Annotated in this window: 11 protein-coding genes; 7 read left to right on the forward strand and 4 right to left on the reverse strand. The window is 64.6% G+C overall.

The features are described from left to right. Positions 1-70 precede the first annotated feature (70 nt). Positions 71-265 carry a hypothetical protein gene (locus BJA_RS27965; protein WP_028175869.1) on the forward strand — a complete coding sequence of 65 codons (195 nt, stop codon included), beginning with the start codon at positions 71-73 and terminating at the stop codon, positions 263-265. Positions 266-301: 36 nt separating this feature from the next. Continuing rightward, entirely contained in the window at positions 302-865 is a 564-nt protein-coding gene (locus BJA_RS27970; protein ID WP_011088278.1) for a helix-turn-helix domain-containing protein, read from the forward strand. Positions 866-886: 21 nt separating this feature from the next. Here BJA_RS27970 and BJA_RS27975 read toward each other — a convergent pair whose 3' ends face one another. Further along, positions 887-2,098 carry a hypothetical protein gene (locus tag BJA_RS27975; protein ID WP_011088279.1) on the reverse strand — a complete coding sequence of 404 codons (1,212 nt, stop codon included), beginning with the start codon at positions 2,096-2,098 and terminating at the stop codon, positions 887-889. A 2-nt stretch (positions 2,099-2,100) separates the two neighbouring features. Next, a complete protein-coding gene (locus tag BJA_RS27980; protein WP_011088280.1) occupies positions 2,101-3,468 on the reverse strand; it encodes an APC family permease in 1,368 nt (455 codons plus the stop codon). Between the two features lie 328 nt (positions 3,469-3,796). Here BJA_RS27980 and BJA_RS27985 point away from each other — a divergent pair, with 328 nt between their 5' ends. Together BJA_RS27985 and BJA_RS27990 are read left to right on the forward strand one after the other, a co-directional pair. After that, positions 3,797-5,122 (forward strand): alpha/beta hydrolase, encoded by a 1,326-nt coding sequence (locus BJA_RS27985; RefSeq protein ID WP_038967525.1) that lies wholly within the window; start codon positions 3,797-3,799, stop codon positions 5,120-5,122. A gap of 75 nt (positions 5,123-5,197) precedes the next feature. After that, positions 5,198-5,620, forward strand: coding sequence for a GrlR family regulatory protein (locus tag BJA_RS27990; RefSeq protein ID WP_231166515.1), 423 nt, complete (start codon positions 5,198-5,200; stop codon positions 5,618-5,620). A gap of 18 nt (positions 5,621-5,638) precedes the next feature. On the opposite strand, the gene BJA_RS27995 is transcribed toward BJA_RS27990, so the two are convergent. Continuing rightward, positions 5,639-6,028, reverse strand: a complete 390-nt coding sequence (locus BJA_RS27995; protein ID WP_011088283.1) for a hypothetical protein — start codon at positions 6,026-6,028, stop codon at positions 5,639-5,641. Between the two features lie 90 nt (positions 6,029-6,118). Beyond that, positions 6,119-7,288 (reverse strand): MFS transporter, encoded by a 1,170-nt coding sequence (locus tag BJA_RS28000; RefSeq protein WP_011088284.1) that lies wholly within the window; start codon positions 7,286-7,288, stop codon positions 6,119-6,121. A gap of 186 nt (positions 7,289-7,474) precedes the next feature. On the opposite strand from BJA_RS28000, the gene thrS reads away from it, so the two are divergent. From thrS to BJA_RS28015, 3 genes are all read left to right on the forward strand, one after another. Continuing rightward, the gene (gene thrS, locus BJA_RS28005) at positions 7,475-9,517 is read left to right on the forward strand and encodes a threonine--tRNA ligase (RefSeq protein ID WP_049832605.1); all 2,043 of its coding nucleotides are present in this window, start codon (positions 7,475-7,477) and stop codon (positions 9,515-9,517) included. 395 nt (positions 9,518-9,912) lie between these two features. Continuing rightward, the gene (locus BJA_RS28010; RefSeq protein ID WP_162494125.1) at positions 9,913-11,967 is read left to right on the forward strand and encodes a YadA family autotransporter adhesin; all 2,055 of its coding nucleotides are present in this window, start codon (positions 9,913-9,915) and stop codon (positions 11,965-11,967) included. A gap of 14 nt (positions 11,968-11,981) precedes the next feature. After that, positions 11,982-12,335 (forward strand): hypothetical protein, encoded by a 354-nt coding sequence (locus BJA_RS28015; RefSeq protein WP_161534469.1) that lies wholly within the window; start codon positions 11,982-11,984, stop codon positions 12,333-12,335. Positions 12,336-12,361 lie beyond the last annotated feature (26 nt).

The raw sequence follows: 12,361 nt of genomic DNA on the forward strand, positions 1-12,361 counted from the left end.
CCCATCGGCAGCCGCGGCGGTAAAATCGATCATGTTTACTAATGGAAATCAACGGCACGGAATGCGGCAAATGCCGCCGATCGCGGCAGAGCGCATCAATTGCACCATTATTCGGCTGATTTTCGCGATATACCAGCTCGCCTGCCCACAATATCCGCGGCGCTGCTCGAAATTTCTGCGCGATAGTTTTCCTTTGGAATACACCTGCACGTCCCCCGGAACTGCCCTGCGCGCGCCACCGGGCTGGCAGTTCGGCAGCATCTGATGCAAAAGAAGCATCAGCAGTTCAGGAGACTCATGCGTGCTTGACGTCAGCAAAGCGACAGCGGTCGGGGCCAATATCCGCCAGGCGCGGATTGCCAAGGGCCTGACGCTGGACCAGCTTGCCAGGCAGAGCGACCTCACGCGCGGCTACATTTCGCTGGTCGAGCGCAACCTCAAGATCCCTTCGCTCGCCGCGCTGCTGCGGATGGCCGCCGCCCTCGAGGTCAACGTCGCGAACTTCTTCGACCCGAACGCCGAGCCCGCGCCGCGCTACACGCTGTTCCGCCGCGAAGGCGGCAATGTCCCGCTGTTCCAGGACACCTTTGGCGTGGTGCCGCTGGCAACCGGCCGCACCCGCAAGATGATGGAGCCGTTCCTCCTCAGCCCGCCGCACAAATCGGCGACGCGCGCCTCGCATGCCGGCGAGGAGCTGCTCTTCGTGATCAACGGGAAAATTGCGATCAAGCTCGACGGCGAAGAGCTCGTCCTCGGCAAGGGCGATTGTCTGTATTTTTCGGGCGAGACGCCGCACGAGGTCCGGAGCCTCGGCCGGCAGAAGGCGGAGGTTCTGGTCGTTGTCGCTCAGAACGCGACGACGTAACCCCGGACTTCGGCAAATAGCCTAGCGGAACCAGAAGAAACGCCCGGACGGCGGGACGGATTCGGGCGGACGCGGCCGCTTCGGGCGCGGTGGCTTTGGCGTCGGTTCAGCGGACGAGGTGGTCTCCGCCCCCGGCGCGGTGTCGCTTCCCGGCACCTTCACCGACAGCAGCAGATTCGATTCATGCGTGCGCCAGCGATAACCGACGCCGAAATCGATCGGCTGGGCCCGCGCGAACAGTTCGGCATAGCGCTCCTGGTAACGGCCGGGGAATTCGGCGATCGGTCCGAGGTAGCGGCCGAACGGGAAGAACCGCCATTGCCGCGCATTGTAGTTCGCGAGCGGAATGCCGGAATCGTCCTGGATGATGGTGGCGCTGTTGGCCAGTAGCCAGTCGCGGACGACGGTGAAGTTGCCAGAGTGCAAGAGATAGGACGCGCTCTTGAGCAGGCTGTTGCCGGGCCCGAGCGTCTCGCAGAACTTCAGGAATCCAGCCGCGCGCGCGCCGGGATTGGAGAGATCGGTGGAGAAATAATACAGCGTGCGCACTTCGCCATCGCTGCCGGCGAAGGTGATGCGGACGCCGCGCGTCGCGTTCGGTCCCGGATTGTCGTTGCCCGCGTGAATCCCGCCCTTGTCGTCGAGCGCAATCATCTCGACGTTGCGGATGGTCTTGCCGGAGCGGGCGAGGAAGACATAGAGGATCGGCAAGGTGCCGTTGACCTGGTTGGCGTGCAGGTCGACCTTCATCTGCTTGGTGATGAAGAAGGAGAAACTCAGGATCGAGCCGAGCGAGCGTTCGACATTGTAGAGCGCGGCGCCGACCGAACCGCGCGGCAGCCGCGTCAGGTCGGGCACGGCGCCAACCGGCTCCAGCGCACCGAGCACGTAGGTGCTGGCCTTGGAATAGAAGGCGTCGGCGTAGAGGAAGTCCGGGCCGCTGAACATGTAGAACATGGTCGGCCTGGGCGCGGCCAGGTTGACGTCGGACCAGGTGCGGATCTTCGAGAGTTGCCGCTGCTCGAGCTGGGCAAAGGCGCCGTCGAAGAATTTTGCGTGATGCTGCCAGGACGGGTCTCTGGTCAGCGCCACCAGCGGCGAGTCCGCCGATGGCTGCATGCCCGCAAGGAAACGCGCGGTGTCGTCGAAGGTGACGTCGGCGGCCCGCACGGACGAGACGGCCGCAGCCAGGAGGGCAACAGCGACGGCCGCAATTCTCAAGGGTCGAAACATGTCTATTCGCGATTGTGTGACGTGCCAGCGGCGACCGGCCGCCTGCGGAAAACAGCATAAATCAACAGGCCCGAGAGCATGACGAACATCCCCGACAGCGACTGCACCGGCCGCTCGGTCAAGAGGTAGTACATCATGAACGCGGTCACGAGCAGGAAAACGAGCGGCGTGAACGGGTATCCCCAGGCGCGATAGGGCCGCGGCAGGTCAGGATCGGTGATGCGCAGCTTGATCACGCCGGCGACCGTGAAGAACGAGCAGAACAAGAGCGCGAACTGGATGAAGTCGAGCACCGCCTCGAAACTGCGCGTGAACAGCAGCAGGGTCGCGACCGCGAGCTGAAACAGGATGGCATAGGCCGGCGCGCCGCTCGTCGACTTGCGCGAGAACACGCGCAGCGCCGGAATGTCCTCCCCCATCGTCATCATCACGCGCGGACCGATCCACATCATCGCGCTGATCGAGGAGATCAGGCCGACGCAGATCATGGCGCCGACGATCCGGCCGCCGAGGCTGCCGAAGATGGCGCTGCCGGCGACACTGGCGACATCGAGCTGGCCGGCGAGCGCGCCGACCGGCGTGGAGTAGAGAAACACCGCATTCAATGCGACATACAGCACGAGCACGATCAGCGTGCCCGCGAGCAGCGCGCGCGGCAGGTTCTGCTGCGGCATGTTCATCTCGCCGATGATATAGGTCGCCGCATTCCAGCCCGAGAACGAGTACATCACGAAGACGAGGCCGATCGCGAAGGGCGCGCTGACGATGTGCGCGAGGTCGCCCGGCTGCGGCGTGAAGGCGATCGGCTGCGGCACGCCGATGATGAAGCCGGCGACCAGGAAGGCGACGATCAGCACGACCTTCAGGATGGTCGAGATCAGCTGGAAGGTCGAGGAGTGCCTGACGCCGGTCAGTTGCACGAGCGAGACCAGCCACACCACGCCGATGGCGAGCGGGATCGGCGGCAGGTCGGGGACGACCGACTTGGCATATTCGCCGAAGGCCATCGCGGCGAGCGCGACCGGCGCGGCAAAGCCGACCGTCGCCGAGACCCAGCCGGCGAGAAAGCCGAAGGCGGGATGATAGGCACGGCCGAGGAAATTGTATTCGCCGCTCGAGCGCGGAAACATCGCGCCGAGCTCGCTGTAGGAGAACACCCCGCACAGTGCGACGATGCCGCCGACGCTCCACAGCAGCAGGATCGAGAAGCCGGACGGGATGTCCTTGACCTGGAAGCCGAGGCTGGTGAAGACGCCGACCCCGATCATGTCGGCAACGACGATGGCGGTTGCGACCAGAACGGAGACACCCGCCCCTCTTCCGGTCAACCGGCCAGTCCAGGGCGCAGTACCCGCATCTGATGCCGTCATCGGGGTCCTTAACCTCAGGCCTCACGTCTCGTGGGAAGCATCGTGCAGTTTGATCCAGTCAATTCAAGCAGGGTTAACAAGGGTTAAATGAGGCAAGGAAAATAGGTATCAAGGCACCTTCTTAGCACGGTCCTAGGCGATAAAGCTGCGCAAACACCGGAGAATCCCGTTTCCGATCCCCACAATCACGACACGATTGCGTGGTCCTTTTGAGCGTTCCGGATGTGGGGAAGTTTCTCCGGACACTTAACGTCACCTAAACGCCAGTCGGCTCAATTATCTCAAGATTGCCGCTGGGCTTGTGGTCATGACTTGGGGTCATGGGTGGATGGTCGGGGCCGTTCCGAAAACGAGAGCTGACATTCGTGCCGATCGGACGCCGTCCGATCGGCGCGGTCGTGCGCTCCGGATCGGCCTGATCTCAGCCTTGGTGCCGCTGTCGCTCACGCTGGTTCAATGCGGCAAGGCGCCGAATCCGACGGCGCTCGCAGCCAACTCGCAGGCCAATGTCCAGGTCGTCGCCAAGACCAATCCGCAAGTTGCGAGCGGCGACACGTTCGAGGATCGCTTCCCTGCCCCGCAGTTCAAGGAGCGCTTCCCCTCGGTGGGCGAGAGCTTCCTGCAACGGCAGATGTCGGACTTCTCGCCCAAGCGCGCCGTACAGCAGCAGCCGCAGCCGGAGCAGGCACCCTACAAGGTCGCTTCGCTCGCACCGCAGGCGCCCTACCAGCGTCCGCCCCGCGAAGACCTGACGACGCTCGTCAGCATGAAGTCGTCGGCCTTCCCCTATTTCGGCAACAACCCTGCCTCCGACGCGCCGTTCCTCAACATCTCCAAGGGTGACCGCCGCGGCCACCGCAGCTATTCGGGGCGCGTCTACTGGCAGGACGAGACCTACAGCGACAGCCGCGTGCTGGTGCACGTCCCCGAGCATTTCGACGCCCGCAAGCCGGGCGTGATCGTGGTGTTCTTCCACGGCAATGGCGCGACGCTCGAGCGCGATGTGCGCGACCGGCAGCTGGTGCCGCAGCAGATTACCGATTCCGGCGCCAATGCCGTCCTGCTTGCGCCGCAGATGGCCGTCGACGCCGCCGATTCCAGCGCCGGAAAATTCTGGCAGGCGGGCGGCCTCAAGCGCTTCATGGATGAATCGGCTAGCCACCTCGCCCGCCTCACCGGCGATCCCAACAGCGCGCGCGCGTTCGCCAACATGCCGATCGTCATAGTCGGCTATAGCGGCGGCTTCCTGCCGACGGCCTGGAGCCTCGAGGTCGGCGGCATCAGCGACCGCGTTCGCGGCGTCGTGCTGCTCGACGCCGTCTATGGCGAAATGGACAAGTTCGCCTCCTGGATCGCGAGCCACCGCTCGGGCTTCTTCGTCAGCTCGTACACTCACTACACGGCGCGGCGCGACCGCGAGCTGATGAGCATGCTCAGGCAGAAGGGCATCAGCGTCTCCGAGGACATGGACGGCCCGTTGCGTCCCGGCAGCGTGGTGTTCGTCGAAACCGGCGACGGCATCACCCATCGCGACTACGTGAACCGCGCGTGGACGCAGTATCCGCTCAAGGACGTGCTGGTGAAGATGTCGGCGACACCGGCGCTGGCGCTGACGCGCGTGGCGGCGACCACTCCATCGGCATCGAACCGATAGTCCCGATATTGCGCCAGCCGGTATTTCCGTGCGCTGCCTGCAATTCTCTCAAGCCATGATCAAAATGTGATGTTGATGGCCGACATCCCCGTGAGCCACCGGATTGTTTCCGCTGGCAACGATCATAGTTTGCCGGCCAAGTTGGATTTGGAATTTCTGCGGGGACAGGTCGTGCGTCAGGGACTGTACAAGGTCGACTTCCACACGGTTCACGGAACCGGGTGCGGTGTCGTCTATGTGGTGGATGGCAAAATGCGCGGCGGCAATTCCGCCTTCGCCTTCATGGGCACCTATACGGGCGAAGGCGACGCGATCAAGGTCAAGATCTCGACCCAGCGCTACAACGACGACCCGTCCTTCAAGGGGCTGTTCGGCATCGACCGGATCACGCTGACGCTCACCGGCCGCGAGGACGGCGACGCGGCGGAATTCGAAGGCAACGCGCTGCAAGCGCCGGGCGTTGCCTTCAGGGCTGTGCTGAGCCGGATCAGCGACTAGCCGTCCGGCGTCTTGACCTTAGGTCTTGGGCAGCTTCGGAATGCTCTCGGCAAAACCGTTGAAGCAGGCCAGCCGCTCGTCCTCTTCCTTGAAGAAACGGCAATCGGCGTAGCCCTTGGCCTTCGCCGGCTTCGGCTTCGGCGCCGGCGGGATCACCGCGTCGTAGCAATTGAGGCGGTCCTTGGTGCCGTCATCGAGATCGAGGCAGGCCTGGAGCCGTGCGGCGATCGATTGCGGCTTGCCCTTCGGCGCTGCGGCCGGCTTGGCCGCTGCCTCCTTGGTCCCCGCTTTGGTCCCCTTGGGCTTGACCTGCACCAAGGGCTTGTCCCCCACCATCGGTGGCTTGTCGGCTTGCGCAAACGCGGAGGCTGAATAGAGCACCGCGGCAACTGCCAGAATCATCCTCATCTCAGTCAACTCTCTTTGGTCCCCATGACCGGCCTTCTAGCGCTCCCGCGCGCGGTTTGCCAAGCACCTTGCACGCACGAAAACGCCGGTTCAGGCGGCGGCAGCCGGCCCGGGCCGGGTCAGGATCACCAGCACCAGCGCCAGCACGACGAAGCCGACCGCAACGAAGCCGAGTGGGTGCAGGAGCTCGTGGGCGAACAGCAGCCCGCCGATGGCGGAGCCGACCGCCTGGCCGATATAGAGGACGGAGGTGTTGAGCGCGACGGTGGCGGACGCAAGCGGCGGCGCGGTCGCGACCAGCCGCACCTGCTGCATCGAATTGGTCGAGGCAAAGCCGAGGCCCCAGATCGCGGCGGCACCTGCCATCAGGACGAACGTGCCGGCGCCGAGCGCCCAGCCCGCAATGCCCGCAAGCAGCAGGCAGGTGAACAGCAGCGAGGTGCGATAGGGACCCCAGGTATCGACGATGCGGGTCGCGATCACGACGCCGAGGAAACCGCAGAGGCCGTAGATGCCGAACACCATGCCGATTGCGTCCGGCCCCGCCCCGGTCAGCTTCTTGAGCAGCGGGCCCATGAAGGTGAACACCACGAACTGCCCGGACATTTGCAGCATGGTGATCGCAAGCAGCAGCAGAACCGTCCTGTCGCGGCCGACCGCGCTCCAGGTCTTCAGGTCCACCGGCGTGCCCTTCAGTCCGGCAGGCAGGCGCAGCAGCAACAACAAGAAGCTGATGCAGCCGAGCGCGCCGATCCCGCCATAGGCCGCGCGCCAGCCGTAGCGGCTGGCCATGAAGGTGATCAGCGGCAGGCCGACGGCGGCCGCCAGCGACCAACCGAGAAAGATATAGGCAATCGTGCTGCCGCGCCGCTCCGCCGGCACGATCAGCGCCGCCGTGCCGGCCGCCTGCGGCGTATAGAGCGCGCCGACCGCGAGCATCACCAGGCGGATGACGAGGAGGCTCGCATAGTCGGGCGCGAACGCCGAGGCGAGATTGCCGAAGGCGAGCACCGCCAGCGTGGTCGCAAGCAGCGTCCGCCGTTCGATGCGGCTCGTGAGCCAGGCCGTCAGCGGCGAACCGATGCACAGCGTGATCGCGCCGAAGGTGATCAGGAGCCCGGCCGCGTGAATGCTGATGCCGAGCCCCGCCGACAATTCCGGCAGCATCCCCGCCGGCGCCAGCACCGAGCAGCCGGTGACGAGATTGCCGAGCATGAAGGCGGTTGGCGCGAAACGGCCGGCGGCGGGGGATTTTTGCATGCAACTGCATGTAGAGCCGGCTTGCCGCCTGTTAAAGGCCGCTGCCCGAAATAGTTGGTGCAAGGCCGCAGCTTTTGCGTGCCACTTTCTTGGAAATGCCGGATTGCGCAGGCCGAATCGCCTGATATATCGCTCGTTCCCGCTTACCTGCGCTCGTTCGCAGGAGTGAGCTTCAGGAGAAAAGCAATGACCGACCAGCCCAAATCCGAATCCGGCTTCCAGTACAGCCTCTCGAATCTGAAGCCCGTGACCCCCGCAGCCAAAGTCACCCTCACCTTCCCCGACGGCGCCCGGCGCGAATACGACAAGAGCATCACCGGCCTCGAGATCGCCAAGGGCATCTCGCCGTCGCTGGCCAAGCGCACGGTCGCGATGGCGCTCGACGGCGTGGTCGCCGACCTCGACGATCCCATCGAAGCCGATGCCAAGATCGAGCTGATCAACCGCGACGATCCGCGCGCGCTGGAGCTGATCCGCCACGACTGCGCGCACGTGCTCGCCGAAGCCGTGCAGACGCTGTGGCCGGGCACCCAGGTCACCATCGGTCCGGTGATCGAGAACGGCTTCTATTACGACTTCTTCCGCAACGAGCCGTTCACGCCGGAAGACTTTGCCGCGATCGAGAAGAAGATGCGCGAGATCATCGCGCGCGACAAACCCTTCACGAAAGAGGTTTGGGATCGCGAAAAGACCAAGCAGGTGTTCCGCGACAAGGGCGAGGCGTTCAAGGTCGAGCTGGTCGACGCCATTCCCGGCAACGAGCCGATCAAGATCTACTACCAGGGCGACTGGTTCGATCTGTGCCGCGGCCCGCACATGACCTCGACCGGCAAGGTCGGCAATGCCTTCAAGCTGATGAAGGTGGCCGGCGCCTATTGGCGCGGCGATTCCAACAACCCGATGCTGACCCGCATCTACGGCACCGCCTTCGCCAAGCAAGAGGACCTCGACGCCTACCTCAAGCAGATCGAGGAGGCCGAAAAGCGCGACCATCGCAAGCTCGGGCGCGAGCTCGACCTCTTCCATTTCCAGGAGGAAGGTCCGGGCGTCGTGTTCTGGCATCCGAAGGGCTGGACCATCTTCCAGCAGCTGATCGCCTATATGCGCCGCCGCCTGACCGGCGACTACAGCGAGGTCAATGCGCCGCAGATCCTCGACAAGGTTTTGTGGGAGACCTCGGGCCATTGGGGCTGGTACCGCGAAAACATGTTCGCGGCGCAGTCGGCCGGCGACGAGGCCGAGGACAAGCGCTGGTTCGCTCTGAAACCGATGAACTGCCCGGGCCATGTGCAGATCTTCAAGCACGGCCTCAAGAGCTACCGCGACCTGCCCTTGCGGCTCGCCGAGTTCGGCGTGGTGCATCGCTATGAGCCATCCGGCGCCATGCACGGCCTGATGCGCGTGCGCGGCTTCACCCAGGACGATGCGCACATCTTCTGCACCGAGGACCAGCTCGCCGAGGAATGCCTGAAGATCAACGATCTCATCCTGTCGACTTACGCGGATTTCGGCTTCACCGGCGATCTCACCGTGAAACTGTCGACCCGGCCCGACAAGCGCGTCGGCACGGATGCGATGTGGGATCACGCCGAGCGCGTGATGGCGACGGTGCTGCGCGAGATCCAGTCGCAGAACAACCACATCAAGACCGAGATCAACCCGGGCGAAGGCGCGTTCTACGGGCCGAAGTTCGAATATGTGCTGCGCGACGCCATCGGCCGCGACTGGCAGTGCGGCACCACGCAGGTGGACTTCAACCTGCCGGAGCGGTTCGGTGCGTTCTACATCGACCATGACGGCGGCAAGAAACCGCCGGTGATGGTGCATCGCGCGATCTGCGGCTCGATGGAGCGCTATATCGGCATCCTGATCGAGCACTATGCCGGCAATTTCCCGCTCTGGCTCTCGCCGGTGCAGGCCGTGGTCACGACCATCACCTCCGAGGGCGACGAGTACGCCAAGCAGGTCCTGGAGCAGGCCCGGCGCGCGGGGCTTCGGGTCGAGATCGACCTGCGCAACGAGAAGATCAACTACAAGGTCCGCGAGCACTCGCTGGCCAAGATCCCGGCACTGCTCGTGGTCGGCAAGAAGGAGGCCGAGACGCATTCGGTCTCCGTCCGCCGGCTCGGCAGCGACGGCCAGAAGGTGATGACGACCGCCGAGGCGATCGCCGCCTTGGTCGAGGAAGCGACCCCGCCCGATGTCGTGCGGGCACGGGGCATCGTTTAGAACCTGCCACTGAACTTGACTAACAGGGCGCGCCTACCGGCGCGCTCTGCGCGTCTGCGCAGCAAGGTGGCCGCCTCAGAGCGCGATACCAGCCCGACTTCCGGAGCACTACCCCATGAATTGGGGATACCGACGTACCGGGCTCCGCGCGAACATTGGTCATGTTTGGTGAACTCGATACGAATTTGCGAGCCGAGGCCGAGGCGGCCGGGTTTCGGCGGCCGGCTTCAGGTGCCGTCGTCGCCCTTGTCATGTTCGCACTCGGGTTCATTGTCTTTCCCGAAGCTGTCTACGCCGAAACCTGCCTGCTCGATTCCGGCAGTGGCAGCGCGCCCGTTGCCGATTCATTCGCTTGTGGCAACGCTGCATCCGCTTCGGCTTCCAGCAGTACGGCAGTGGGGAACCATGCAGATGCCGCGGGAGCCTATAGTGTCGCGGTCGGTTTTCTGAGTAGTGCGTCGCAAAGCCACGCCACCGCGGTCGGAGCGACGAGCAATGCCAGCGGGCCGGATTCGACGGTGGTGGGCTACGGAAGCGAGGCGACAGCAGCGCAGACTTCCGCCTTCGGCTCCTACAGCAGCGCGACCGCCCAGCAAGCCTCGGCTTTCGGTAATTCGAGCACAGCGAGCGGGACACAGTCCTCCGCCTTCGGCGCTTCAAGCACAGCGACTGGCGTAGCCTCCGTCGCCGTTGGCTACGCCGCGAGCGCCAGTGGTGACTACGCCATTGCGTTCGGCCGGCAGAGTCAGGCAACGATGCAGAGCGCGCTGGCGATCGGGCAGAGCGCCGAGGCAACCGGAGCGGACAGCGTCGCACTCGGCTCGGATGCGCTTGCCGACAATTCAGGCGCAATCGCAATCGGCAGTTCCGCCCAAGCCCATCTCGCCGGAACCGCTGTCGGACGGACGGCGCACGCCTATGGCGACTACAGTACGGCCGTCGGGCAAGCCGCGGCGGCAACCGGCCAGGGGAGTTCGGCCTACGGCTACACAAGTGTCGCGGGCGCCACAGCTGCGTCGGCATTTGGCTGGAACGCGCGCGCCAACGCCGTGGACTCGACCGCTCTTGGTTTCAATACAAATGTTTCAGCGGCGGCAATTTCGGGCGTCGCCATCGGTGAAGGTGCGCAAACGACTGCATCCAACGCGGTTGCGCTCGGTTCCAAGTCCGTCGCCAATGTCGCAAACACGATCTCGGTCGGCTCGGCCGGCAAAGAGCGCAGGATCGTCAATGTCGCCGCCGGCACGCTGTCTTCCACCAGCACCGATGTCGTCAATGGCGGCCAGCTCTACACTGCAAACCAGAGGATCGCCGCAGCATTCGGCACAACGCTCGATGCCGGCGGACAGATGGTTGCGCCGAGCTACATGATCCAGGGCGTCTCCTACAACAACGTCGGCAGCGCGTTCTCTGCCGTGAACGCTGCACTAAGCAGCACGGCGACCAGCATCAGCAACTTGCAGACGCAGATCGACAACGGGTCGATCGGCCTCGTGCAGCAGAATTCGTCGACTAAAGTCATCGGTATCGGCAGCAGCACGGATGGCACCGTGGTCGACGTGTCGGGCACATCGGGCAACCGCACCGTGACTGGCGTCGCCGCGGGCGCCGTTGACGCGACCAGCACCGACGCCGTCAACGGCAGCCAGCTCTACGCCACGAACCAGACGGTTGCCTCGCTGAGTGCGACGGTGGCCGGCATCGCCGGGACAACTCAATACACCAAGGTCAACAGCGCTGGCGCAGCGGCCAACGCCTCCGGTACCGATGCGATCGCGATCGGCGGCAATGCGCAGGCTACCCAGTCCGGCTCGATCGCAATTGGGTTGAATTCCGCCTCGACCGGCACCAATGCGATTGCGATCGGCACCGGTGCGGTGGCAACCGGCTCGGTAGCCGTCGGCGCAGCAGCCTCCGCAGGCAATGGCGGCGCGGCCTTCGGCGACGGTGCGGTTGCGACGGGCTCGAACTCGGCCGCGTTGGGCACCAATGCCTCGGCAACCGCGGCCAACTCAGTGGCGATCGGCACAGGCTCGACCAACACCGTCGCCAACACCGTGTCGTTCGGCTCGGCCGGCAATGAGCGCCGCCTCACCAATGTCGCCGCCGGCGTCAACCAGACCGATGCAGTCAATGTCGGCCAGCTCCAGTCGGCTGTCGCAGGCTTCCAGTCGCAGATCGGCAGCCTGCAAAGCGAGATCACCGCCAACCAGCAGGAGGCCCGGCGCGGCATCGTCGCCGCGGTGTCAGCCGCACCGGTGCTGATGCCGTCGGCGCGTGGCAGGACCACAGTCGCAGTGAACGCCGGATATTATCGCGGCCAATCCGGCGTGGGCATCGGCATCTCACATCGCCTGGACTGGACGACGCCGACGGTGCTGTTTGGCGGCTATTCCAATGGCGGTGGAAGCGAGCATATCGGCCGCGCCGGCATGGCGGTCGAGTTCTGACGTTGGTGCCGCAGATGAAGCTTCCCTTCCCGGCCTTCGTGCTGGCCGCAGTCGTGCTCGGCTCCCGCCCTGTCGTCGCGCAACAGCCGCAACAACCGCCGCCGCAACAATTCCAGCCATCGGGCGAATGGGCCAAGCTTCCGCGCATGCAATTGGAACGGCAATTCGCCGGCCCGCTCCAGGATACGGTGGTCCAGCGCTTGCGCGATCCGGTCGACGGCACCATCTGCTATGTGTATCTGCCGATCTCGGCGCCGCACTCGCCGACGACGGCAACGGGTTTCGTACAATACGGCCCGAACGGCATCGGTAGCATCAACTGTATGCCGGGCACGCCAGCTGTCGCTGCGCCGACGAGGCACAAATAGGCCCCGATCACAATCGGTCTAAATGA

The sequence above is a fragment of the Bradyrhizobium diazoefficiens USDA 110 genome, from assembly GCF_000011365.1.
In the GTDB taxonomy this organism is placed as follows: domain Bacteria; phylum Pseudomonadota; class Alphaproteobacteria; order Rhizobiales; family Xanthobacteraceae; genus Bradyrhizobium; species Bradyrhizobium diazoefficiens.